The sequence below is a fragment of the Streptomyces sp. NPDC001351 genome (genome assembly GCF_042896045.1).
Classification (GTDB): Bacteria; Actinomycetota; Actinomycetes; order Streptomycetales; family Streptomycetaceae; genus Streptomyces.
On sequence record NZ_JBIAWS010000017.1, the window covers coordinates 1 to 24,519 of the forward strand.

The 24,519-nt window shown below is 71.4% G+C and carries 21 protein-coding genes; 13 read left to right on the forward strand and 8 right to left on the reverse strand.

What is annotated here, in order from left to right; translation table 11 throughout:
- The 8 genes from ACFY1U_RS42125 to ACFY1U_RS42160 all read left to right on the forward strand — a co-directional run.
- Window positions 1-405 (forward strand): alpha-glucosidase C-terminal domain-containing protein (locus ACFY1U_RS42125; RefSeq protein ID WP_390699365.1); only part of this gene is annotated, 405 nt, incomplete at its 5' end.
- Window positions 406-430: 25 nt separating this feature from the next.
- A complete protein-coding gene (gene treS, locus ACFY1U_RS42130) occupies window positions 431-2,155 on the forward strand; it encodes a maltose alpha-D-glucosyltransferase (RefSeq protein ID WP_390699366.1) in 1,725 nt (574 codons plus the stop codon).
- Between the two features lie 22 nt (window positions 2,156-2,177).
- Complete coding sequence (locus tag ACFY1U_RS42135) at window positions 2,178-3,539, forward strand: maltokinase (protein WP_390699368.1); 1,362 nt, start codon at window positions 2,178-2,180, stop codon at window positions 3,537-3,539.
- A gap of 4 nt (window positions 3,540-3,543) precedes the next feature.
- Window positions 3,544-5,754, forward strand: a complete 2,211-nt coding sequence (gene glgB, locus ACFY1U_RS42140) for a 1,4-alpha-glucan branching enzyme (protein WP_390699369.1) — start codon at window positions 3,544-3,546, stop codon at window positions 5,752-5,754.
- Window positions 5,755-5,818: 64 nt separating this feature from the next.
- Window positions 5,819-6,907 (forward strand): glutamate--cysteine ligase, encoded by a 1,089-nt coding sequence (locus ACFY1U_RS42145; protein WP_390699371.1) that lies wholly within the window; start codon window positions 5,819-5,821, stop codon window positions 6,905-6,907.
- A 124-nt stretch (window positions 6,908-7,031) separates the two neighbouring features.
- Window positions 7,032-8,939 (forward strand): AMP-dependent synthetase/ligase, encoded by a 1,908-nt coding sequence (locus tag ACFY1U_RS42150; protein ID WP_390699372.1) that lies wholly within the window; start codon window positions 7,032-7,034, stop codon window positions 8,937-8,939.
- A 232-nt stretch (window positions 8,940-9,171) separates the two neighbouring features.
- Window positions 9,172-10,545, forward strand: coding sequence for an NAD(P)/FAD-dependent oxidoreductase (locus ACFY1U_RS42155; protein ID WP_390699373.1), 1,374 nt, complete (start codon window positions 9,172-9,174; stop codon window positions 10,543-10,545).
- 79 nt (window positions 10,546-10,624) lie between these two features.
- Window positions 10,625-12,868, forward strand: a complete 2,244-nt coding sequence (locus ACFY1U_RS42160) for an FUSC family protein (RefSeq protein ID WP_390699374.1) — start codon at window positions 10,625-10,627, stop codon at window positions 12,866-12,868.
- An 11-nt stretch (window positions 12,869-12,879) separates the two neighbouring features.
- Here the strand turns inward: ACFY1U_RS42160 and ACFY1U_RS42165 are convergent, their stop codons facing one another.
- The 5 genes from ACFY1U_RS42165 to ACFY1U_RS42185 all read right to left on the reverse strand — a co-directional run bounded on the left by ACFY1U_RS42165 (window position 12,880) and on the right by ACFY1U_RS42185 (window position 16,326).
- Window positions 12,880-13,311, reverse strand: a complete 432-nt coding sequence (locus tag ACFY1U_RS42165) for a hypothetical protein (protein WP_390699375.1) — start codon at window positions 13,309-13,311, stop codon at window positions 12,880-12,882.
- 28 nt (window positions 13,312-13,339) lie between these two features.
- Window positions 13,340-14,179 carry a DUF1206 domain-containing protein gene (locus tag ACFY1U_RS42170; protein ID WP_390699377.1) on the reverse strand — a complete coding sequence of 280 codons (840 nt, stop codon included), beginning with the start codon at window positions 14,177-14,179 and terminating at the stop codon, window positions 13,340-13,342.
- A gap of 100 nt (window positions 14,180-14,279) precedes the next feature.
- On the reverse strand, window positions 14,280-14,513 hold the full coding sequence (locus ACFY1U_RS42175) for a DUF5133 domain-containing protein (protein ID WP_390699378.1): 234 nt from the start codon (window positions 14,511-14,513) through the stop codon (window positions 14,280-14,282).
- 26 nt (window positions 14,514-14,539) lie between these two features.
- The gene (locus ACFY1U_RS42180) at window positions 14,540-15,391 is read right to left on the reverse strand and encodes a SigB/SigF/SigG family RNA polymerase sigma factor (RefSeq protein WP_390699379.1); all 852 of its coding nucleotides are present in this window, start codon (window positions 15,389-15,391) and stop codon (window positions 14,540-14,542) included.
- Between the two features lie 476 nt (window positions 15,392-15,867).
- Window positions 15,868-16,326 (reverse strand): ATP-binding protein, encoded by a 459-nt coding sequence (locus ACFY1U_RS42185; protein WP_390699380.1) that lies wholly within the window; start codon window positions 16,324-16,326, stop codon window positions 15,868-15,870.
- A 252-nt stretch (window positions 16,327-16,578) separates the two neighbouring features.
- Between ACFY1U_RS42185 and ACFY1U_RS42190 the strand changes: the two genes are divergently transcribed.
- The 3 genes from ACFY1U_RS42190 (at window position 16,579) to ACFY1U_RS42200 (ending at window position 19,090) form a co-directional block, all read left to right on the forward strand.
- The gene (locus tag ACFY1U_RS42190) at window positions 16,579-16,791 is read left to right on the forward strand and encodes a hypothetical protein (RefSeq protein ID WP_390699381.1); all 213 of its coding nucleotides are present in this window, start codon (window positions 16,579-16,581) and stop codon (window positions 16,789-16,791) included.
- An 87-nt stretch (window positions 16,792-16,878) separates the two neighbouring features.
- Window positions 16,879-18,366, forward strand: coding sequence for an aminotransferase class I/II-fold pyridoxal phosphate-dependent enzyme (locus ACFY1U_RS42195; RefSeq protein ID WP_390699382.1), 1,488 nt, complete (start codon window positions 16,879-16,881; stop codon window positions 18,364-18,366).
- A 268-nt stretch (window positions 18,367-18,634) separates the two neighbouring features.
- Window positions 18,635-19,090: a cyclic nucleotide-binding domain-containing protein gene (locus tag ACFY1U_RS42200; protein WP_390699383.1), complete on the forward strand. Its 456-nt coding sequence runs from the start codon at window positions 18,635-18,637 to the stop codon at window positions 19,088-19,090.
- A 246-nt stretch (window positions 19,091-19,336) separates the two neighbouring features.
- Here ACFY1U_RS42200 and ACFY1U_RS42205 read toward each other — a convergent pair whose 3' ends face one another.
- A complete protein-coding gene (locus tag ACFY1U_RS42205) occupies window positions 19,337-20,635 on the reverse strand; it encodes an MFS transporter (protein WP_390699384.1) in 1,299 nt (432 codons plus the stop codon).
- Window positions 20,636-20,743: 108 nt separating this feature from the next.
- Window positions 20,744-21,358 carry a LysE/ArgO family amino acid transporter gene (locus tag ACFY1U_RS42210; protein WP_390699385.1) on the reverse strand — a complete coding sequence of 205 codons (615 nt, stop codon included), beginning with the start codon at window positions 21,356-21,358 and terminating at the stop codon, window positions 20,744-20,746.
- Between the two features lie 66 nt (window positions 21,359-21,424).
- On the opposite strand from ACFY1U_RS42210, the gene ACFY1U_RS42215 reads away from it, so the two are divergent.
- Window positions 21,425-22,351 carry a LysR family transcriptional regulator ArgP gene (locus tag ACFY1U_RS42215; protein ID WP_390699386.1) on the forward strand — a complete coding sequence of 309 codons (927 nt, stop codon included), beginning with the start codon at window positions 21,425-21,427 and terminating at the stop codon, window positions 22,349-22,351.
- Between the two features lie 32 nt (window positions 22,352-22,383).
- Window positions 22,384-22,869: a winged helix-turn-helix transcriptional regulator gene (locus tag ACFY1U_RS42220; protein WP_390699387.1), complete on the forward strand. Its 486-nt coding sequence runs from the start codon at window positions 22,384-22,386 to the stop codon at window positions 22,867-22,869.
- Here ACFY1U_RS42220 and ACFY1U_RS42225 read toward each other — a convergent pair.
- Window positions 22,827-24,506: an MBL fold metallo-hydrolase gene (locus ACFY1U_RS42225; RefSeq protein WP_390699388.1), complete on the reverse strand. Its 1,680-nt coding sequence runs from the start codon at window positions 24,504-24,506 to the stop codon at window positions 22,827-22,829. The genes ACFY1U_RS42220 and ACFY1U_RS42225 overlap by 43 nt on opposite strands.
- Window positions 24,507-24,519 lie beyond the last annotated feature (13 nt).

Here is a 24,519-nt window from a genome sequence, read left to right on the forward strand (position 1 = left end):
GAGAAATACCAGCTGCGCCCCCGCGACTGGGAAACGGCCGAACGCGAAGGCCGCACCATCACCCCCCTCATCACCCGGCTCAACACCATCCGGCGGCGTCATCCGGCTCTTCAGCGCCTCAGGAACCTACGCTTCCACCACACCGACAACGACATGGTCATCGCGTACAGCAAGACCACGGGCCGGGACACGGTCCTCGTCGTCGTCAACCTCGACCCGCACCACACCCAGGAGGCCACGGTCTCGTTGGACATGCCGCAACTCGGTCTGGAGTGGCACGCATTCATGTCCGCGCACGACGAACTGACGGGTGAGACCTATCACTGGGGCAGAACCAACTATGTGCGCCTGGATCCCGGGCGGGCCCCGGCACACGTGCTCCACATCCAGCAGTCGTCCGCGTAGCCACCGATCGGAGATTCAGAGCGACATGACCGTCAACCAGCCCGTCCCGGACACCTTCGAGGACACTCCCGCCAAGGACCGGGACCCGGAGTGGTTCAAGCGTGCCGTGTTCTACGAGGTCCTCGTCCGTTCGTTCCAGGACAGCAACGGCGACGGCATCGGCGACCTCAAGGGCATCACCGCCAAACTCGACTATCTGCAGTGGCTGGGCGTCGACTGCCTGTGGCTGCCGCCCTTCTTCAAGTCACCCCTCCGCGACGGCGGCTACGACGTCTCCGACTACACGTCGGTCCTGCCCGAATTCGGTGATCTCGCCGACTTCGTCGAGTTCGTCGACGCCGCCCACCAGCGCGGCATGCGCGTCATCATCGACTTCGTCATGAACCACACCAGCGACCAGCACCCGTGGTTCCAGGAATCGAGAAAAGACCCGGACGGCCCCTACGGGGACTATTACATGTGGGCCGACGACGACAAGCAGTATGCCGACGCGCGGATCATCTTCGTCGACACCGAGGTCTCCAACTGGACCTTCGACCCGGTCCGCGGACAGTACTTCTTCCACCGCTTCTTCTCCCACCAGCCGGACCTCAACTACGAGAACCCGGCGGTGCAGGAGGAGATCCTGGCCGCCCTGCGTTTCTGGCTGGACCTGGGCATCGACGGCTTCCGCCTCGACGCCGTGCCCTATCTGTACGCGGCCGAGGGCACCAACTGCGAGAACCTGCCCGCCACCCACGCGTTCCTCAGGCGCGTCCGGCGCGAGATCGACGCGATGTACCCGGACACCGTGCTGCTGGCGGAGGCCAACCAGTGGCCGGAGGACGTCGTCGACTACTTCGGCGACTTCCAGAACGGCGGCGACGAATGCCACATGGCATTCCACTTCCCCGTCATGCCCCGCATCTTCATGGCGGTACGACGGGAATCCCGCTACCCCGTCTCGGAAATCCTCGCCAAGACCCCCGCCATCCCCGCGGGCTGCCAGTGGGGCATCTTCCTGCGCAACCACGACGAGCTGACCCTGGAAATGGTCACCGACGAGGAACGCGACTACATGTGGGCGGAGTACGCGAAAGACCCCCGCATGCGCGCCAACATCGGTATCAGGCGCAGGCTCGCCCCGCTCTTGGACAACGACGAGAACCAGATCGAGCTGTTCACCGCTCTGCTCCTGTCGCTGCCCGGCTCGCCGATCCTCTACTACGGCGACGAGATCGGCATGGGCGACAACATCTGGCTCGGCGACCGGGACGCCGTACGCACCCCGATGCAGTGGACACCCGACCGTAATTCGGGTTTCTCGTCCTGCGATCCGGGGCGGCTGTTCCTGCCGACCATCATGGACCCCGTCTACGGCTACCAGGTCACCAACGTCGAGGCGTCGATGTCCGACCCGTCCTCGCTGCTGCACTGGACCCGCCGGATGATCGAGATCCGCAAGCAGAACCCGGCCTTCGGCCTCGGGTCCTTCACGGAACTCCCCTCCTCCAACCCGGCGGTACTGGCCTTCCTGCGGGAGTACGGCGACGACCTGGTGCTGTGCGTGAACAACTTCTCCCGGTTCGCGCAGCCCACCGAGCTCGATCTGCGGGCCTACGACGGGCGCCATCCCGTGGAGCTCATCGGCGGGGTGCGCTTCCCGGCCATCGGTGAGCTGCCGTACCTGCTGACCCTCGCCGGCCACGGCTTCTACTGGTTCCGGCTCACCCGAGTCGCATCCCGCATCGGCCGCCGCCCTCGAGCGTGAGGCGAGGAAAGGACGCGTCACCATGGCGAAGACCGCATCGCTCCGCCCAAGAACCAGCCTCGCCGCCGGGCCCATGGCCTCGCTCGCCGGGCTGCTGCGCGAGTGGCTGCCGCGGCAGCGCTGGTTCGCGGGCAAGGACCGGCCCGTCACGGACCTCGGCCTGCTGTCCATGACGGAGCTGTTCCCCGGCTGTCTGCATCTGCTGGTGCACACCGGTCAGAGCGGCCTGCCCGCGCCCAGCGGCGCCACCCCGGCCGGTGACTGCTACCAGCTGCTGCTCGGCGTGCGCCGGCACATGTCGCCGAGGCTCGGACGGGCCCTGATCGGCAGGGCGGAGGAGGGCCCGCTGGCCGGTCTGACGGTGTACGACGCGCTGCAGGACCCCCGTTCGGCGCAGTTGCTCCTGGAGCGGCTGCGGCAGCCCGGTGCGGCGGGCCCGCTGCGCTTCGAGGCCGACCCGTCCGTGCATGTGCCCGCCGGGCTGGTGCCGCGGGTGCTGGAGGCCGAGCAGTCCAACTCCTCCCTGGTGTACGGCGACGAGTTCATCCTGAAGGTGTTCCGGCGCGTGCAGCCCGGCATCAACCCCGACCTGGAGGTGCCGAGTGCGCTGGCCGGGCAGGGCTGCGGACGGGTGCCGGCGCCGGTGGCGTGGTTCCGCACGACGCATCCGCAGCAGGCGACGCTCGGTGTGCTGCAGCCGTTTCTGCCGGATGCCTCCGACGGCTGGGCGCTGGCCCTGCAGGCGCTCGCCGCCGGCGACGAGTTCACCGTGCAGGCCCGCGAGCTGGGCCGGGCCACCGCGGAGGTGCACCTCGCGCTGGCGGCCGCCTTCCCGGCCGGGGCCCACGACGAGAGCGTGCGGACGGCCGCGGCCATGACCGAGCGCCTGGACGCCGCGGCCCACTGTGTACCGGCGCTGCGCCCGTACGTGCCCCGGCTGCGCACCGCCTTCGGCGCGCTCGTCGCCTGCGATCCGGGGCCGCCCGCCCAGCGCATCCACGGCGACCTGCACCTGGGGCAGGTGCTGCGGGCCGGCCGGGACTGGTTCGTCATCGACTTCGAGGGCGAGCCGTCCCGCCCGCTCGCGGAGCGGCGCAGCACCCAGTCCCCGGTGCGGGACATCGCGGGCATGCTGCGCTCCTTCGACTACGCCGCCCGCCAGCGCCGCCCGTGGCGCCCGGAGTGGGCGCGCCGCTGCCGCGAGGCCTACTGCGCGGGCTATGCCGAGCGGGCCGGCTGGGACCCGCGCAAGAAGCACGGACTGCTGCGTGCCTATGAGACCGATCGAGCCGTGTACGAGGTCCTGTACGAAGCCCGGCACCGGCCGGACTGGCTCCCCGTACCGATGGCGGCGATCGAGCGTCTCGCCGTAAGAGGAGGCTGAACCCGTGGCCCTGCGTGACACCTCGCTCCCCGAGCCGTCCGGACCGGTCACGGCCGGATGCGCGACCGCGCCCGCCCTGGATCCCGGCGAACGCGAACGCCTGCTCTCCGGCCGGCACCACGACCCTCATGCGCTGCTGGGCGCCCACCCGGTCCCGGGCGGCATCGTCTTCCGGGCGCTGCGACCCTACGCCCGCGCGGTGAGCGTCGTCGTCGACGGGAAACGGCGCACGCTGGCCTCGGAGGGCGACGGCCTGTTCTCCGGAGTGCTGCCACTCGACGCGATCCCCGCGTACACGCTGCTGGTGCGGTACGCGGACGGCGAGCACGAGACGGCAGACCCGTACCGTTTCCTGCCCGCCCTCGGTGAGCTCGACCTTCATCTGATCCGCGAGGGCCGGCACGAGCAACTGTGGAAGGCGCTCGGCGCCGAGCCCATGGAGCACGAGGGCGTGAGCGGCACGCGGTTCACCGTGTGGGCGCCGAACGCCCAGGGGGTCCGGGTCGCCGGGGACTTCACCTGCTGGGACGGAACGGCCCTGCCGATGCGGTCCCTGGGCGCCTCGGGGGTGTGGGAGCTGTTCGTGCCCGGTATCGGGGAGGGCGCGCTCTACAAGTTCGAGATCACCTCCCGCTACGGCGGCCGTTTCCTCAAGGCCGACCCCATGGCGCGGTACGCGCAGGTCCCGCCGGACACGGCGTCGGTCGTACACGCCTCGCACTACGAGTGGGGCGACGACGAGTGGATGGCGCACCGCGGTGACCTCCCGGTGCACGAGGCACCCTTCTCGGTCTACGAGATCCATCTCCCCTCCTGGCGGCACGGGCTGACCTACCGTCAACTCGCCGAGCAGCTGCCGCCGTACGTGAGCGGTCTGGGATTCACCCACGTCGAGTTCATGCCGGTCGCCCAGCACCCTTTCGCCGGTTCCTGGGGCTACCAGGTCACCGGCTTCTACGCGCCGATGTCACGGCTGGGTACGCCCGACGACTTCAAGTACCTGATCGACGCCCTGCACCGGGCCGGGATCGGCGTGATCATGGACTGGGTGCCCGCCCACTTCCCCAAGGACGACTGGGCGCTGGCGCGGTTCGACGGGGATCCGCTGTACGAACCGGGGGACTCCCGGCGGGCCGAGCATCCGGACTGGGGGACCTACGAGTTCGACTTCGGGCGCATCGAGGTGCGCAACTTCCTCGTGGCGAACGCTGTTTACTGGTGCGAAGAGTTCCACATCGACGGTCTGCGGGTGGACGCCGTGGCCTCCATGCTCTACCTGGACTACTCGCGCGACTCGGGCCAGTGGACGCCGAACGTGCACGGAGGGCGGGAGGACCTGGACGCGGTGGCGTTCCTGCAGGAGATGAACGCGACCGTGTACCGGCGGGCACCCGGCGTAGTGACCATCGCGGAGGAGTCCACGGCGTGGGACGGGGTCACCCGCCCCACCGACAGCGGCGGGCTGGGCTTCGGCCTGAAGTGGAACATGGGCTGGATGCACGACTCCCTCGGCTACATGGAGCACGAGCCGGTGCACCGCAAGTACCACCACAACGAGATGACCTTCTCGATGGTGTACGCCTACAGCGAGAACTACGTGCTGCCCATCTCGCACGACGAAGTGGTGCACGGCAAGCAGGCGCTGGTGTCGAAGATGCCCGGCGACTGGTGGCAGCGACGCGCCAACCACCGGGCGTATCTCGGGTTCATGTGGGCCCACCCCGGCAAGCAGCTCCTGTTCATGGGGCAGGAGTTCGCCCAGGGCTCCGAATGGTCCCAGGAGCACGGGCCGGACTGGTGGCTGGTCGATCCCGGCTACGGCGCGGAGTCCGACCACCGCGGGGTCCGCGACCTGGTGTGCGACCTCAACGCGGTCTACCGCCGCACCCCCGCGCTGTGGCAGCAGGACACCCGGCCCTGCGGGTTCCAGTGGGTGATGGGGGACGCCGCGGAGGACAACATCTTCGCGTTCCTGCGCTTCGCCACCGACGGCAGCCCGCTCCTCGCGGTCTCCAACTTCTCCCCCGTCGTGCGTCACGACTACCGCCTCTGGGCGCCCGACGAGGTGCCCGCCTGGCGGGAGATCCTCAACACCGATGCCATGCGCTACGGCGGCAGCGACGTCGCCAACCCCGACGACGTCAAGGTGGAGGAGCAAAGCATCACGCTCACCCTGCCGCCGCTCGCCACGATCTGGCTGACCCCGTTGCTGTGACCGGTCAGGCGGGGTACTCGGTCCTCGTCGTAGCCGCAGCGCGGCCACAGAAAGGCGGCCTCACGTGCGCACCGTCGGAGTGGAGGAGGAACTCCTCCTGGTGCATCCGGAGACGGGCGAGCCCAAGGCACTGTCCGCAGCGGTGCTCGCCCGTGCGGCGCGGGACGACACGTGCGAGGGCGTGTTCGAGAAAGAGCTGTACAACCAGATGCTGGAGTTCAACACGCATCCCCAGGCCGACATGGCGGACCTCGGCGCGGAGATCGTGCGCTGTCGCCGGGAGGCCGCCCGGCACGCCGGGGGAATCGGGTGCACGGTGGCCGCGCTCGCCACCTCACCCCTGCCCGTCAGCCCGACCGTCACCAGGGGAAGCCGCTACCAGTGGATGGAGGAGCAGTACGGCATCGCCGTACAGCAGCAGCTCGTGCTCGGCTGTCACGTCCATGTCTCCGTCGACTCCGACGAGGAGGGCGTCGCGGTCCTCGACCGCATCCGGCCCTGGCTTTCGGTGATCTCCGCGCTCAGTGCCAACTCCCCGTTCTGGCAGGGCAGGGACACCCGCTACAACAGCTATCGCAGCCGGGTGTGGCAGCGCTGGCCGTCGGCCGGACCCACCGAGGTCTTCGGCTCGGCCGAGCGCTATCACGGACGAGTGGCGGACATGGTCGCCAGCGGGGTGATCCTCGACGAGGGGATGATCTACTTCGACGCACGTCTGTCCCGGCAGTACCCGACCGTCGAGGTCCGGGTCGCGGACGTCTGCCTGCACGCCGCTACGGCCGCCCTCGTCGCCACGCTGACCCGGGGGCTCGTGGAGACCGCCGCGCGGGAGTGGTGGGACGGCCACCCGCCTCTCAATCACAGTGTCAGCCTGCTCCGGCTGGCTGCCTGGCAGGCCGCGCGCTCCGGTCTCGCCGACGAGCTGCTGCACCCGGTGACCATGCGGCGGCAGTCCGCCGAGAGCGTGGTGGGGGCGCTGCTGGAACACATCGGCGGCGCGCTCGCCGACAGCGGCGACCTGGAGCGTGCCCGGGAGACGTGCGTCCGGCTGCTGAAAGGCGGCACCGGCGCGCAGGTGCAGCGTGAACTCCTGGCGCGCAACCGCAATCTGCGGGAGGTCGTCACGGGGTGCGTGCGCCACACCCAGGCCTGATCATCACGGATCCGCAACTTCGCAGGTTCCGGTCACCATCCGCACCCACCTGGGCTAGATTCGAGCACCGTCGACAACGGAACTCGTCGGCATGGTCACCCTCCGTACAGCTCAGGAGCAGCGCATGCGGGACTTCGCCCTCGCTCCCCCCACCGTCTCGCCCCTGACCGGCGGACTGGCCGACACGATCTTCGACACGGCAGCGCTCAATCCCACCCTGCCGATGCTGGCGCGGCGCCCCACCCCCGCCTCCACCACCTGGGAGGAGCTGACCGCCGTGGAGGTGCGGGACGAGGTGGTGGATCTGGCCAAGGGGCTGGTCGCGTCCGGCATTTCGCCGGGCCACCGCGTCGCGATCATGGCGCGCACCCGGTACGAGTGGACGCTGCTCAGCCACGCCCTGTGGGCGGTCGGCGCCGAAGTCGTACCGATCTATCCGACGTCCTCGCGCGATCAGGTGGAGTGGGTCCTGCGGGACGCGGGCTGCGTGGCCGTGGTGGTGGAGGACGAGCAGGCGGTGATGACGGTCGGCTCCGTCTGCGGGGCACTGCCGCTGCTGCGCCATGTCTGGCAGTTGGACGCGGGGGCGCTCGACGACCTGCGGGAGCGCGGCAGGTTCATCCCGCTCGCCACGGTCGACTCGCTGCGCCGCATCGTGCTGCCGGACTCCACGGCGGCCATCAGCTACACCTCCGGCACCACGGGCCGGGCGCTGGGCTGTGCGCTCAGCCACCGCAACCTGGCGAGCGCCTGCGACACACTGCTGACGGGCTGGGGCCACACCGTGATCCCGCCGGGCGAGCAGCAGGCCTCGGTGCTCGCCTTCCTGCCCTTCTCGCACGTGTACGGCCTTCTGGTGCAGACCCTGTGCGTTCGCGGCGGCATGGTGATGGCACACGAGCCCGACATGAGCGAGGAAGCGCTCTCGGCGTCCCTGCTCTCCTTCCGGCCCACCTATCTGTGCGCGGTTCCCTCGCTCCTGGAGAAGATCTACAAGAACTTCCTGCGCGTCGCCCAGGAGGCGGGCCGCGGCGCGCTGTTCGAGCGGGCCGCGGACACGGCACGCGACTTCGCCGCGGCGCTGGAGCGGCAGCGGCTGGGCGGCGGTTCGGGCCCCGGCTTCGATCTGCGCCTGCAGCACGCCCTGTTCGAGCGGACGGTGTACCGCAAGCTGCGTGCCGCGATCGGCGGCCGGGTGATGCGGGCGACGTCCGGCGGTTCGCCCCTCAGCCGTGAACTGACCCTCTTCTACGAGGGTATCGGAATCTATGTGAACGACGGGTACGGCCTGACGGAGGCCGCCGGCGGCGTCACCGCGCAGCCGCTGGGCCGGGAGATGTCGGGAACCGTCGGACAGGCGCTGCCGGGCAACGAGATCGCCGTGGCCGAGGACGGCGAGATCCTGGTCCGCGGCCCCTCGGTGTTCCAGGGCTACATCAACGCCGAGGCGGCGACGCGGGCCGTCCTGCGCGGCGGCTGGCTGGCCACCGGCGACCTCGGGCGGATCGACGCGCAGGGCTATCTGACGATCACCGGCCGCAAGAAGGACATCATCGTCACCAGCAGCGGCAAGAACGTCGCCCCGGCCGCCCTGGAGCAGCGCTTGAGGATGCATCCGCTGATCCACCAGGCGGTCGTCGTCGGCGACAACCGGCCCTGTGTCGGGGCGCTCATCACCCTGGATCCGAAGTTCCTGGCGTACTGGCGCGGTTCCCTGTCGCTGCAGAGCGACACGCCGAGCCACCAGGCCCGCGAGGAGAACGCGCTGCGGGAGGAGATCGGGCGCGCCGTGGCCGCGGCCAACAGCGCCGTCTCACGCTCGGAGTCGATCCGGGTCTTCCGGGTGCTGCCGGAGCAGTTCGACATGTCCAACGGGCTGCTGACGCCGTCGATGAAACTGCGCCGGGACGCGATCGTGCGGCACTACGCGTTCGAGATCGACGCGATGTACCAGGCACGCACCCGCGCTCCCCGGCAGACCGTGCCGGACGAACTGTCGAGCTGGGACGAGGCCGACAACGTGTTCCGCTGACCAAGCCGAACACGATCTCGCCACTTCCTGTGCGGCACGTGATCCAAAAGGTTCACTCCTGACCGGTGCGTTTCGGCACGCGGGCGGGCATGGTGGTGCTCGACGCGTTCGTCTGCCTGCCGCACCCAGCTGGCGGAACGGCTGAGGCCTCGGTGGGATCGATGTGGTGCAAGCAGCGATCCAGGGCATGCGAAGGGCGTTGGATGCAGACCGCCTGGAGCCGCAGAGAGGGATGAACACCGTGACACGACCCAGGATCCTGGTGGTTGGCGCAGGTTTCGCCGGCGTGGAATGCGTACGCCGGCTGGAGCGGAAACTCGCGCCCGACGAAGCGGACGTCACCCTGGTGACGCCGTTCGCCTACCAGCTCTATCTGCCGCTGCTGCCCCAGGTCGCCTCCGGCGTGCTGACGCCGCAGTCGATCGCGGTCTCGCTGCGGCGCAGCAAGAAGTACCGCACCCGGATCATTCCGGGCGGAGCCATCGGCGTCGACCTGAAGGCCAAGGTCTGCGTCATCCGCACCATCACCGACCAGATCGTCGACGAGCCGTACGACTACATCGTGCTGGCCCCCGGCAGCATCACCCGCACCTTCGACATCCCGGGGCTCACCGATCACGCGTACGGCATGAAGACCCTGGCCGAGGCCGCCTACATCCGCGACCACGTCATCTCCCAGCTCGACCTGGCCGACGCCAGCGACGACCCGGCGGAGCGCGCCTCGCGCCTGCAGTTCGTGGTGGTCGGCGGCGGATACGCCGGCACGGAGACCGCCGCCTGTCTGCAGAAGCTGACGCACGCCGCGGTCAAACGCTACCCGCGCATCGACCCGGCGCTGATCAAGTGGCATCTCATCGACATCGCCCCGAAGCTGATGCCGGAGCTGGGCGACAAACTCGGCCGCAGTGCGCAGGAGATCCTGAAGCGGCGCGGCATCGAGGTCTCGCTGGGCGTCTCCATCGAGAAGGCGGGTCCCGAGGAGGTCACCTTCACCGACGGCCGGGTGATCCCCACCCACACCCTGATCTGGACCGCCGGCGTCGTCGCCAGCCCGCTCATCGCCACGCTCGGCGCGGAGACCGTGCGGGGCCGGCTCGCGGTCAACGCCGAGATGCAACTGCCGGGCCACGACGGCGTGTTCGCGCTCGGCGACTCCGCCGCGGTGCCGGACAAGGCCAAGGACGACGAGGCGGCGATCTGCCCGCCGACCGCGCAGCACGCGATGCGGCAGGGCAAGGTCGTCGCCGACAACGTCATCGCGACCCTGCGCAACCAGCCCCTGACGCCGTACGTCCACAAGGACCTCGGTCTGGTCGTGGACCTCGGTGGCACGGACGCCGTCTCCAAGCCGCTCGGCATCGAACTGCGCGGCCTGCCCGCCCAGGTCGCGGCCCGCGGCTACCACTGGGCGGCGCTGCGCACCAACGTCGCCAAGGTCCGCGTCGCCACGAACTGGACGCTCAACGCGATCGCCGGCGACGACTTCGTCCGCACCGGCTTCCAGGCCCGCAAGCCGGCCAAACTGCACGACTTCGAGTACACCAACGCCTATCTGACGCCGGACGAGGTGCGGGCACACGTCGAGGGAACGGACCGCAGGGAGTGAGACGGGTGGCGCCGCTCCGGTCTCGCCGTGTCATGCTGAGATCCGGATCATGACGTGAAGCGGGAGTGAGTACGGCGGCGTGAGGGCAGCGGGATGGTCGGTCCGGGCACGGCTGCGCGATCTCGTCGCGGCCTCCGATCCCGGGTTGCTGCGGCTGGCCGCGGGCCTGAGAACGGTCGGCGCCATCGCCCTCACGCTGGCCGTGCTCTCCCTGTTCGGCGCCGACGTGCGCCATCTGGTGGCGGGCGCCATCGCGGCGATGGTCTCCACCTTCGCCATCCGGGAGAAGCAGCGCGGGCGGCAGGCCGTCACGCTCGCGCTGGGCCTCGCGGTGGCACTGGCCTCCGTGTCGCTGGGTGCGGTGCTGCACTCCCGGGTGGTGGGCGGAGACCTCTTCTTCGTCGCGCTCATCTTCTGCGCCGTCTACGCGCGCCGCTTCGGCGACCGCGGCACCACGCTCGGGCTGATCGGCTTCCAGGTCTACTTCATGTCCCTGTTCGTCGGGGCCACGGTGTCGGCGCTGCCGCAGCTGTGGGGCGTCGTGGCCGTCGCCGTCGCCTCCAGCGCCGTGGTGCGCTTCGCGCTCGTGCCCGAGACGCCCGCGGGCATCCTGCAGCGGCTGCGGGAGGCCTTCCGTGCCCGGCTGGCCCAGCTGGTGACCGCACAGCTCGCTCTTCTCGACGCCGGCCCGGACGAGATCGACAAGGCGCTTCAGGACGTGCGCGACGGCACCGCCCGGCTCAACGAGACGGCCATGATGATCCAGGGGCGGCTGGAGGAGGGCGCCGCTGACGAGGCCGTGGCCCGGCTCGTGCAGCGCCGCATCGCGGACGCCGAGATCGCCGCCGAACGCCTCGGACTGCTGCTGCTGACGGCCCGCAGCGCCGAGCGGGCGGACACGCTGACCCTGCACCTGCCGGGCGCGCCCGTCCCGCCGGGCGGCCGGCTGCCCGTGCAGGACGAGTCGACGGCGACCCTGCGCCGTGACCTGGAGGCGCTGCGCCTGCTGGTCCTGCGGCCCGTCTCCGAGGACCTGGGAACCGGTCTGGCCCGTCTGCGCAACCGGCTCCTCGGCTACCGCGACGAGGAGAACCTGCCGAAGGCCTCCCCCGCAGTGCAGGACGTCTTCCGCGGTGTGGGCGAGGCCGCCCGCGCGGTGCTCGGCCTGCGGATCGCGCTCGACGGCCCGCAGGACGACTCGGACGACACCCCGTCGACGGCCCGCTCACGCGAGGAACTGGACGCGGAGGACGCGGCGATCGACGGCGGCGGGGAGGCCTCCGAGGAGGCGCCGACGGGGCTGCAGCGGCCCACCACGCGCGCCGCCGTGCAGGTCGCGGTCGGATCGGCGCTGGCGATCGTCGGCGGCGAGTTCCTCTCCAGCCAGCGCTGGTACTGGGCGGTGCTGACCTGCTGGATCGTGTTCATCAACACCGCCTCGACCGGAGAGATCCTGGTCAAGGGCTACCGGCGGCTGCTGGGCACGGTGCTCGGAGTGGTGGCCGGTCTGCTGCTCGCGGGGCTGGTCGGGCACCACACGTGGACGGCGTTCGCGCTGGTGCTGCTGTGTGTGTTCGCGATGTTCTACACCGCCCCGCTGTCCTACACGCTGATGTCCTTCTTCGTCACCGCGGCGCTGGGCGTGCTGTACACGCTGCTGCACACCTACAGCCTGTCGGTGCTGGTGCTGCGGGTGGAGGAGACGGCGCTGGGGGCGGCCTGCGGGATCATCGCGGCTGCGTTCGTCCTGCCGGTGCACACCGACCGCCGTACCAATGACCTCCTGGTCACCACCCTGGACCGGCTCGCCGACGTCACCGAGGCCGCCGTCGACCAGCTCAGCGGCGGGGAACCGGCCGAGCTCCTCGACAGGGCACGCGAACTCGACCAGGCGCTGGCCGACCTGCGCACCGCCACCCAGCCGCTCACCCACCCGGTCACTCCGCTGCGGGCCCGGCGCGACACCGCCCGCTATGTCGTCGCACTGCTGGAGACCTGCGCGTACCACGCGCGTTCACTGGCCGCGATGGCCGAGCTGCTGCCTACGCATCCCTCGATCGCGGCGGATCCGCGGCTGCGGGGGGCCGGCAAGCGCATCCTCCGCAACATCGGGACGATCGCCGCGCGGGTCGCCGACGAGCGGGCCGCCGTCGAGGTCGAGACGGGGGCGAGCATCGCCGCCCTCCTGGACTCCGAGGTGCCCGGCGGCTCGCGCTACGGCCGCGTCACCGACCGGGTGCTGCGGCATCTGCAGCGCCTGGACGAGGCGGTGGTAGGCCTGGCCCGGCCGCTGAAGGTGCCGGTGGCGACGCCGAAGCGGTGAGCGCCCCGCCCTCAGAAGTCGGTGGGCAGACCGCTCACCTCGGCGATGCCGCGCAGCTCCTCGTCCTGGCGGTGCCGTTCCCGGATGTAGTCGGCGATCTCACCCAGCCGCACCGGGTCCGAGGCGGTGTCCGCATCGGTGATCACTCTGACCGGGCCGGTCCCCTCGAGGTCGATCTCGACGACCTCGTTGTCGAGCCGGCCGGTCACGGCGGCGGCGATGACCAGGGCGGCCTCGTCACGGACCTCCTGGGACAGCCCCTCCCCTTCTTCCCCGCCGAGCGCGAAGTCCACGGAAGGCATGCGCTGCTCCTCGAGCGCCCGCAGGACCGGTTCGACCACGTCCAGCAGCTGCCGGAAGTCCTCCGTGTCCATCCGGGTGCGCAGGAGGCCGAGGTAGAGATCGACGGGCCGGTGCTCCGGTGGAAACTCGGATTCGCTCATCAGATCCGTGTTCCCCGTGTCGCGCGTGTCAGACCTTGCACCAGCGGGCGAGCGCGAACGAGAACAGCCCGAACAGGGCGAAACCGGCCGCGACGCAGGCCAGCAGCGACGGACCGAGCGGAGTGTGGGCGAACGAGCGCAGCGTGTCGTCGAGCCCCTTCGCCCGCTGCGGGTCGTAGTCGACCGCGGCGCGCACGGCGAAGGTGCCCGCGGCGGCGAACACCAGGCCGCGCGCCGCGCCGCCGGCCACACCGGTGACGTCCACCAGCCGTCGGGCCCAGGGGGCCATCTCACCGAGCTTGAGCTGCTCGCGGTAGTCACGCCGCACGGCTTGTGCACCGATCCACACGCCCGCCACGACAATGCCGGCCCCTGCCGCGCCCACCAGCCACTGCCCGCCGGGCAGGTCCAGAGCCCGGGCCGTGACGTCGCGGGACTGCACGTCACTCGATCGGCTGCCGCCGCCGCGGGGACCCGCCGCGAACGTCAGCACCGAGTAGGCGACCACCGCGTAGAAGACGCAGCGGGCGAGGGCGACCAGCCGCTTTCGTGGCGCACGGCCGTCCGGGCCGACCGAGCCGAAGACGGCCTCCGACAGCCCCCACACCGCCATGCCGGCCAGCCCGAGACCGAGCGCCCACAGCAGCACGGTGCCGAACGGCTGCCCGGCCAGCGTGGCGAGGGCGCCGCCGCGGTCCGCCTGCCGACTGCCGTCGCCGAAGGCGATCTGCAGCGCCAGGACGCCGACCAGCAGATAGATGACTCCGCGGGCGGCGAGCCCCGCCCGGGCGGCGCCCTCGGTCACCGAGCCGCGCGCCGCCCGCTCGGCCTCGAGCCTGCCCCTCCGCGCCATGGCACTGGAGTTCACAGACGCCTCCCCGGGTCCGTGGGGCAGGTGTGCTTCCCGCTGCCCGGGCCACGCTCCGCCCGGGCAGCAACCTCGACGTTGGCCTTTCCCATGCCCTGTGTCACCGGATTCCGATGTCCGGCGCCTGCGATCTCGGCGGCAGTGTGGCCGCGAGCAGCCGGTGGGCTGCTTCCAGGGCCCGCCCCACGTGGCGCGTGCCGGTCGACACGCACAGGGTGTAGGCCAGATCCTGAACCCGCGGGCTCGCCCCGCCGCCGCGCTCGGCCTCCTCGGCCAGCGCGCTCTCGTACTCCTCGACAAGCCTGCGCAGGACGGCAGGATGGGGGATCAGCATCGGTCCTCCTCCTCGCTGCGGGCCGCTCAAGCCGCGGCCGCCCGCCCGTTGCTGCCCGCCTGCCCCAGTGCCTCCGCCCGCACCCGGGCGCAGCTGCGGCTGATGAGGCGGGAGACATGCATCTGGGAGATGCCGAACCGGTCGGCGATCCGGCTCTGTGTCATGTCCTCGAAGTAGCGCATGTAGAGGATGGCGCGGTCGCGTTCGGGCAGGCGGCGCAGGCCTTCCTTGGCGGCCTCGCGGTCGATCACGATGTCGTACGCGGAGTCCGCCGCGCCGAGGGTGTCGACGAGGCTGTACCCGTCCTCGTCGCCCGAGAGTTCGGCGTCCAGCGACAGGGTGCTGAAGCTGTCGAGGGCTTCCAGGCCCGAGTTGACCTCGTCCTCGGTGAGCCCGGTGTGGGCGGCGATGTCTGCGGCGGAGGGTTCGGGGCTGCCCGGGGTCTGGGTCAGCTCGCGGCGGGCCACCCGTACCTTGTTGCGGAGTTCCTGGATGCGGCGGGGCACCCTGAGGGCCCACATGCGGTCCCGGAAGTGGCGCTTCACCTCGCCGGTGATGGTGGGCACGGCATAGCTCTCGAAGGCTCCCCGCTCGGGGGCATACCGGTCGATCGCCTTGACCAGGCCGAGTGCCGCGACCTGGCGGAGGTCCTCGACGGACTCACCGCGGTCGCGGAACCGGCCGGCGATCCGGTGGGCCATGGGCAGCCAGGCCGTGACGAGCTCGTCGCGGACCGCCTCCCGCTCGGAGCCGTCCTCCAAGGTGACGAGGCGGGCGAAGAGGTCCGCCGTGTCGGGGGCGTCGTCGTGCCGCCGCCGGGTGGGGGCGGCCGTCCGGGCCTGGGTGCCGGAAGTGCTGGTCGACATGTCGATAAGCATGCGGATTCGCTCCTGAACGAGGGGTTTCAGGGACTACCGCGGGAAGGCCGACGCCCGGACCGACTGGAGGGTCCAGGGCAGCCATGTCGCTCCCGCTGGCGCGCCTCCGGTCCGAAGCACGAACATCCGTATGCCCGGCGATCGGGGGAACAAACACCGCCCTACGCTGGAGGGTCTTCAGCAGGATCCTGCGAGCAATCCCAGAGCTTCGGTCCTGGGGAAAATCGCAACCTCTCCGTCGCGGCGCCGAGGCACTGCGGTGGCACCGCTTGTGACCGCCGGTCGGGTGAAGCCGGTACTGCGCGCGCAGTGCCAGGATCACCCGGTCGAGTGCGCAACGTCCGCGCGAGAGCGTGGGAGTTGTGGCGCCGCGGGGCGCCTTCGGTCGTCCCAGGCCCGTCCCCGGCGCCTGAGGATGGGACCGGAGGCGAGCGCAGCACCACAGCCGGTGGCGCACGCTGTGCAAGCCCGTCGCTCTAGCGGCAGATCGTCGCCCGGAAGGGGACCACGGCCGTGATGCACTTGCCGCCGACGGGCAGTTCCGACACCCGCACGTCGCGGGCCAGCCGGCACACGATGGGCCAGCCGTGGCCGCCGACGCGGTGCCGGCGCCGTGGATCCGAGGACGGCCTGGTCACGGGCAGCCGGTCACTGCGGTCGCTCACCGAGACGCGCACGCCCGTCCCCAGGACGTCGACGCGAAAGTCCGTGACGCCGCCGCCGTGCAGGATCGCATTGGTCGTCAGCTCGGTGGCGACGAGCAGGGCGTCCCCCAGGGCCTCCTCGTCGCAGTGGGTGTGGTTGGCCCTGCAGCGTTCCGTGACCGCCCGCTCGACCGCCCTGCGCGCCTCGGCGGGCTTGCACGAGCGCGGCGGTCCGGTCCGCTGCGCGCCCAGTCGCCCGAGGGCGGATTCGGTCCCGTGCTCCTCGCACATCGCCTGGCTCCCTGATCGGTGAAGAACCGGCCTCCTTCTGCGGGGGTAAGGAAGCCGGACCCTGCCTCGCCCGCGGCCGCCGCGGTCCGGGCAAGCGCCTCTCGGACACGGCTGTTCCCCCGCCCGTCCGCAGCGATTCCGCCTCCGCTGCGCGAGCACCGCGGGTCTCCTTCTTCGGCTCACCTGCGCGGGCCCCGCCAAACCTCCCGGCGGAAAGTACGTGCCCCGGCCATCGGGGGGTACGCGGATGTCATGACCGATGTCGTGGACTCAGACGAACTGCTGCGGCGCATCCAGCGTGCGCGGGCCTGCGCACAGCAGGAGAAGCGCCGGTGGCGGGAGCGGGACGAGGGCCTGCGGGCGGACGAGCCGGAGGCGGCGCGCGAGGCCGCCGTACGGACGCTGGCCTACGAAGCCGTCCTCAGGGTGCTGGACGAGATCCTGACCCCGGGCAAGGCCGGCTGACGGGGCTGAGGGTCGGGGTGGGCGTACGCCTCGACGCCTCGGTGTGCGCCCGATTCGCGGTGCCCGATGCCGGGAACCCGGGTGCGCATGACAGTCGATCACAGCCGAGCGCCCATTCTGGAAGCACTGACCGAATACCACCGCCGCGGGCGGTTGGGGTTCACGCCTCCGGGCCACAAGCAGGCTCGTGGCGCCGATCCCGCCGTGCGGGAGGTGCTGGGTGACGCGGTGTTCCTCGGTGACGTACTGGCATCGGGCGGGCTGGACGACCGGCTGACCCGGGGGCGGGTGCTGGTCCGCGCCGAGGAGCTGATGGCCGACGCCGTGCACGCCGAGCACACGTTCTTCACCACGTGCGGCAGTTCGCTGTCGGTCAAGGCGGCGATGCTGGCCGTCGCGGGACCGCACGAGCAGCTGCTGGTCGGCCGGGACGCCCACAAGTCGGTGGTGGCTGGGCTGATCCTGTCGGGCATCGAGCCCGTCTGGGTCGAGCCGCGCTGGGACCCGCGGCGTCACCTGGCGCATCCGCCCTCCGCGGACGGCTTCGAGGCGGCCTTCGAGGCTCATCCCGGCGCGAAGGGCGCGCTGGTCACCAGCCCGACGCCGTACGGCAGCTGCGCGGAACTGCAGGCGATCGCCGAGGTCTGCCACCGGCGCTCCGTGCCCCTGGTCGTGGACGAGGCCTGGGGCGCCCATCTGCCGTTCCATCCCGACCTGCCGACATGGGCGATGGACGCGCGCGCGGACATCTGTGTGACGAGCATCCACAAGATGGGCAGCGGACTGGAACAGGGATCCGTCTTCCACCTCCGCGGCGACCTCGTCCCGCCGGAACTGCTGAAGACGCGGGCCGACCTGCTGGGCACCACCAGCCCCTCGGTGCTGATCTACGCCGGACTCGACGGCTGGCGCCGCCAGATGGCCCTGCGCGGCAGGGAGCTGATGGGCGGCGCGCTGGACCTCGCGGCCGAGGTCCGTGCCGCGGTCGAGGAGATCGACGGGATGCACGTCAACGGCCGGGAGGACTTCTGCGGTCCGGGCCTGGCCGACGACCTCGATCCGCTGCCGGTGATCATCGACATCGACGGGCTGGGCATCACGGGGTTCAGGGCCGCGGACTGGCTGCGGGAGCAACGGGCCCTGGACGCCCATCTGGTGGACCACCGCCGCATCGGCGCGCAGATCACCCACGGCGACGACCGGCAGACGGCGGGCGAACTGCTCGCCGCGCTCAAGGACCTGGCCCGTGCCGCGCCGGGCCTTGGACCGGGCCCGCGGGTGGACGTGCCGTCGCCGTCCGAGCTGCGCCTGACCCAGGCCGCGCTGCCCCGGGACGCCTTCTTCGGCCCCGCGGAGAACGTACCCACCGAGGATGCCGCGGGCCGCGTCGCAGCGGAGATGATCACGCCGTACCCGCCGGGGATCCCGGCCGTACTGCCCGGCGAGCGGCTCACCGAACCCGTGCTGCGCTATCTGCGCACCGGCCTGGAGGCGGGGATGTACCTGCCGGACCCCAGCGATCCGAAGCTCGAGACGATCAGGGTCGTGGCGGCCGGCGAAGAGCCCGAGGAGTGAAACCGGTCACGTGACCCGGTTGTGGGTGAGCAAAACAGCGGCAGATGGTTTACGGTTCATTCATACGTGGTGACGGAGTCGACCGTACCGTCCTCCGACGCCACCGCTTACGGCCCTGGCTGGCCTCCCCCGTCCAGCCAGGGCTTTTTCATGTCCTGGGGGTTCTCGGCAGGAACTGCTGTCCGCCGAGGTGCTCGGGGCGCCGGCAGCGGCTGAAATGAGCGTAGGGAAAGCACCGGAACCGATCCCCGGCGAGGAGCCCCGCGTCATGACCAAAGCGATAAAACTGCTGACCGCCCTTCCCCCACCCCAGCGGCAGAGCCTGATGACGCTCGCGCAGGAGGTCTCCTTCCCGGAGGACACCCGGATCTTCGAGGCGGGCGGCAGGGCCGACCGCTTCTGGGTCATCCGCTCGGGCGCCGTCTCGCTCGACCAGCGGGTCAACTCCCTGCAGCGGGTGACCGTGGCGAGCCTCGGCGCGGGCGATCTCCTCGGCTGGTCCTGGCTGTTCCCGCCGCACGAATGGGACTTCGGCGCGGAGGCCTTCAGCCCCGTCCGGGCCTACGAGTTCGACGCGGCGGCGGTGCTGCGGCTGTGCGAGCAGGACACCCAGCTCGGACTCGCGCTGGTGCGCAGCGTCGCGGAGATCCTCGCGCACCGGCTGGAGATGACCCGGGGCAAGCTCATGGAACAGCACGCGGGCCGCGGACGCAGCGCGCTCTAGGCCTGTACGGCGGATCTGGCCGGCTGGAGGGAACTGCGCGTCGTGGCCGCCCCGAGGGGGGTCATGGGCGTGCAGCTGCAAGGTGGAGGAGGCTGCCCCGGGAGCCGGTGCCGCGGCGGGCGACGCAAGCTCGGGCAGCCGACGGCACGCGCCGGGTCCCCACGCTCTCAAGGCAGTGCAGGAACGCGTGCCAGGGACCGCGACGCCGGGCTGATCCGGCGGACGGTCCCTGGTCCGGCCCCGCGGTCAGATGCGGTAGCGGCGCAGGGCCGGGATCGCGGCGGCCAGCGCCAGCATCACGGCGACGACGAGGAGCCCACCGCCCGCCACGGCCGCGCGCGGGCCGAAGGCCGAGCCCGCGGTGCCGTGCAGGACGTCGGCCAGGCGCGGGCCGCCCGCGACGACGACCGTGAAGACACCCTGCATACGGCCGCGCATCTCGTCGGTGGCGGCGGACAGCAGGATCGCCCCGCGGAAGACCATCGAGACCATGTCGGCGACCCCGGCCAGGGCCAGGAACGCGGCCGCGACCCACAGGTTGCCGCTCAGCCCGAAGCCGGTGATCGCCGCGCCCCAGGCGACTACCGCGCCGATCACCATCCAGCCGTGCCGGCGGGCCCGGGAGAAGGTGCCCGAGAACAGTCCCCCGAGCACCGCGCCGATGGGGATCGCCGCGAACAGCAGGCCCAGGGCGAGCCCTTCGCCGTAGGAGCCGTAGGTCTCTGCAGCGAGCTGCGGGAACAGGGCGCGGGGCATACCGAGGACCATCGCGACGATGTCGGCGAGGAAGGACAGCAGCAGCACCTTGTGCAGGGAGATGTAGCGGAAGCCCTCCGCGATCTCCCGTACGCCTGCGCGTCGTTTTTCCGTGCCCGCCAGGGGCGGCAGGGAGGGCAGTCGGTAGACCGCCCACACCGTGACACAGAGAGCGAGGGCGTCGATCAGATACAGCTCGGGCAGGCCGATGACCGGGATGAGGGCACCCGCGAGCAGCGGTCCGACCACCTGCCCGGTCTGCATGACCGTCGAGCCGAGCGCGTTGGCGGCGGGCAGCTGGCCCTCGGGGACCAGGCGGGCTATGGAGGCGTTGCGGGCGGGGGCGTTCAGGCCCCAGAACGCCTGCTGCATCGCGAGCAGCACCATCAGCGCGGCCACGGACTCGAGCCCCGTGAAGGCCTGGAGCCAGAACAGCAGCGAGGTGACGGCGATGCCGCTGTTGGTGATCAGGAGCAGCCTGCGGCGGTCCATGCTGTCGGCGACCGCGCCGCCCCACAGCGCGAACACGATCAGCGGCAGCAGCCCGGCGAGGCTCGCCGCGCCGACCCACGCGGAGGAACCGGTGATGTCGTAGATCTGCTTGGGCACGGCGACCGCGGTGAGCTGGCTGCCGACGGCCGTGACGATCGTCGAGGACCACAGCCGGCGGTAGGCCGGAATGCGCAGCGGACGGGTGTCCATGGCCCACCGGCGCCAGCCGCGCCGGGGCGGGTCGACCGCGACCGGGTCCGGTGTCTGCGGTTGGGTGCTGCTCTCGCTGGTGTCCACGGGCTTCCTGGGTGCTCGATACATCTTTCGGGTCCGGGTTCACTATCCCAGCACCGCCCGGGAGTTCGGGACACGCGATCTCAGCTTGTGGACCTCACACCGCGGACTTCACGCCCTCGCAACGAGCATGCCGCCCAGGGCGAGCATCGTTGCGGCGACCAGTCCGTCCAGTACCCGCCAGGCCGCGGGCCTGGCCAGGAAGCGGCCGAGCCCGCGGGCGCCGAAGCCGAGCGCGGCGAACCAGCACAGGCTGGCGAGGGCGGCGCCGAGGCCGAACGTCCAGCGCAGTGTGCCGCGGTGGGCGGCGATCGAGCCGAGCAGGAACACGGTGTCGAGGTAGACGTGCGGGTTGAGCCACGTCAGTGCCAGGCAGGTGAGCACGGCCCGCCTGCGCGAGCCCGTCGTCTCCCCCTCGGTCCGCAGGGCGCCGCCCGGCTTCAGCACCCGGCGGGCGGCGAGGGCGCCGTAGCAGAGCAGGAAGGCGCCGCCGACCCAGCCGACCGCGGTGAGCGCCTGCGGGTACGCGACCACCACCGCGCCCACGCCGCCGACGCCGAGTGCGATGAGGACGGCGTCGGACAGGGCGCAGATGCCGACGACGGCGAGGACCGCGTCGCGGCGGATCCCCTGGCGCAGGACGAAGGCGTTCTGGGCGCCGATGGCGACGATGAGCGAGAGGCCGGTGCCGAAGCCTGCGGCCGCGGCGGTCAGAGCATGGGTCATGACCTTGACGCTACGGAGCCGATCATTGCACGTACAGCTAAAGATTCTTACGTATCATTAGCTGATGTGAAGACGGAGTTGACGGAGCTGCCCCTCGACCAGGTGCGGACGCTGCTGGCCGTGGTGGACGAGGGCACGTTCGACGCGGCGGCCGCGGCGCTGCATGTGACGCCCTCGGCGGTCAGTCAGCGGGTGAAGGCGCTGGAGCAGCGCACCGGCCGGGTGCTGCTGATGCGCACCAAGCCGGTGCGGCCGACCGAGTCGGGTGAGGTCGTCGTGCGGTTCGCCCGTCAGCTGGCGCGGCTGGAGCGCGATGCACGCGCGGAACTGGGCATGAGCGGGGCAGGCGAGCCGACCCGCGTCTCGATCGCGGTGAACGCCGATTCCCTGGCGACGTGGCTCCTGCCGGCGCTGACGCGGGTGCGGCATGAGCCCCGGCTCTGTTTCGAGCTGCGCCGCGAGGACGAGACGCGTACGGCGTCGCTGCTGCGGGAAGGGCTGGTGATGGCGGCGGTGACCTCGTCCGCCGAGCCCGTCACGGGCTGCAGCGTGCGCGCGCTCGGGCGGATGCGCTATGTGCCGGTGGCCAGTCCGGACTTCGCCCGGGAGCATTTCGGCGGGCCGTTGCGGGAGGCGCTGGCGGCGGCGCCGACGGTGGCCTTCGACCGCAGCGACGACCTGCAGGACGCCTTCGTGCGCAGGCTGCGACGCGGCAGGCGCGGTGCCAGTGCGGTACGGCACTTCGTGCCGACCTCGGAAGGGTATGCCGAGTCCGTCGCGGCGGGCCTGGGCTGGGGTCTGGTGCCCGAGGTGCAGGCCGAGCCGCTGCTGCGGACCGGGCGTCTGGTGCACCTCGCGCCGGACCGGGCCCTCGACGTCCCGCTGTACTGGCAGCAGTGGAAGCTGGACTCCCCGGCGCTCGCCGCGGTGGCCGAGGCGGTGACGGAGGCGGCTGCCGGGGCGTTGCGGGGCGGGGCCGCCGGGCGCCACTGACTTGCGTGATGCAATCGACGTACGATGGGGGCGTGCTTCCTCGTACGTACGAAGGTCAGGTCTGCTCGATCGCCCGGTCGCTCGAAGTGGTGGGTGAGCGCTGGACGTTGCTGATCGTGCGGGACGCGCTGCGCGGCACGCGGAGGTTCGAGGACTTCCGCAGCGGCCTGGGCATCGCGCACAACGTGCTGTCCGACCGGCTGGGCAAGCTCTGCGAGGCGGGGATCCTCGAGCGGCGGCTCTACCAGACCCGGCCGGAGCGGTACGAGTACGTGGTGACCCCGGCGGGCCTGGACCTGTGGCCGGTGATCATGTCCTTGCTGCTGTGGGGGGACGGGCACCGGGCGCCGCAGGGGCCGCCGCTGGTGGTCGTGCACCGCGGCTGCGGCGGCCGGCTGCGGCCCGGGCTCACCTGTTCCGCCTGCGGGAAGCCGCTGGGGCCGTACGACTGCGAGATGGAGCCCGGGCCCGGCGCTCAGCCGGCGGGTTCCACGGTCAGTCCCGCGAGCCCCGCGTAGTAGGCGAACCTGAACGGGCTGAAGAGCTGGTGCCGTTCGACGAGAGCATGCAGGATCCGCCCGCGCAGCTCGGCGAGCGGCGTGTCGTCCGGGTGGCTGAGCAGGGCGGAGTCGACGATCCTGAGCGCAGCGGCCGGCTCCCCGCGCGTCAGCAGTTCCTCACCCGCCGCGGCGAACGCCTCTGCCCGGCCGCCGGCCAGCAGGTCCAGCGCCGCGGCCCACTGCGCCCGGCCGACGGGGTCCACGCCCTCTCCGTCCGCCTTCCAGTAGCCGGTCCGCTGATCATGGACGCGCTGCACGAAGCCCTCACGCATGATCAGGTACGGGAGGACCGCGGCCGGATGCCCGCGCAGCACCTCGGGAAGGTGGTCGCGCTCCAGCACGTCGGTCAGCGACCGGCCCGCCACGATGTCGTCCGCGACGACGGCGTGCAGGTCCCGCAGGGCGGCGAGCAGGCCGGGCAGCGCCTCGACGGTGAAGTTCTCGGTCAGCGGCGGGTGGCCGTGGATCAGCAGCCGGGGGCGCAGGTCCTGGACCGTCCGCAATGCGTCGAACAACCCCTCGGCCGAGCCTTCGGCGAAGAACGGCGCACCGAGATACGGCATGCACATGTCCCCGGTGAACACCACGCCCTCGTCGGGCAGTTGGACGAGAAGGCCGTCGCGGGTCTCGCCCCCGGCGACGGGAATGAGCGTGAACCTCCGACCGCCCACGGTCAGGGTCTCGGGCTCCTGCACGAACCGGTCCGGGACGACGTCCGGACGGCGCTCCTGGCCGTCCGGCAGCAGGGCCGGGAAGGGCGGCGGGCTCACGGCCTGCAGCGCGAGTTCGTCGGGGAAGGCGACCTGGGCGACGACCTGGGTGCCGGGGCCGGCGAGTGCCTCCAGGCCGCCGATGTGGTCGAAGTGCGCGTGGGTGAGGATCACATGGGTGATCGGAGCTCGGGTGACGGCCCGCAGATCGCGCAGGGCCGCCTCGACGTGCCGGGGGTGGCTCGCCGCGTCGATCGCCACGATGCCGTCGTCGGTGACGACGAAGGCGAAGTCGGCGAAGTCGTAGCCCTGGGCGACATGCACGCCCGGGGCCATCTCGACCAGCCGTGGCGCGGTCATGCGCAGACCGTCCTCGGCGCTGACCAGGTACTCCGTGACGAGTGACAGGCCGGGGGCGTGTCCGAGGCGCTCGCGCGCATCCCGGGCTTCCTCCCTACGGCCCTGGCAGGTGTAGGCACGGGCCAGGGCGGCGTGCACGGAGCGCAGGAACCCGGCCGGGAACTGGTCCCGCACGGCGAGCACGAACTCCAGATCGGCGATCACCGTGTCGGCCCGGCCCGCGCAGTCCGGCAGCCCCGCGAGGGCGGTTCCCCGGAAGTACTGCGGCAGCCCGAGCCCGCGTTCCGCGGCCGCGTCGAGCCGGGCGATCGCCTTCTCGTCCGGTCCGTCGAGGCGTGCCTGGAAGACTCCCGCCAGGCTTTCCAGCAGCGCCGATTCGGGACGTTCGGCGCTGAGGGCGGTGAAGTACTCGTGGCCTTCGCGGAATTGGCGGGCCGCGAGCATCTGCTGGGCGAGCACGGCGGTCACCCGGTCGGGGATGCCGGGCCAGCGCACGGCACGGCGCAGGGCGTCGGTCTCCTTCATGGCCTCTCCTTCT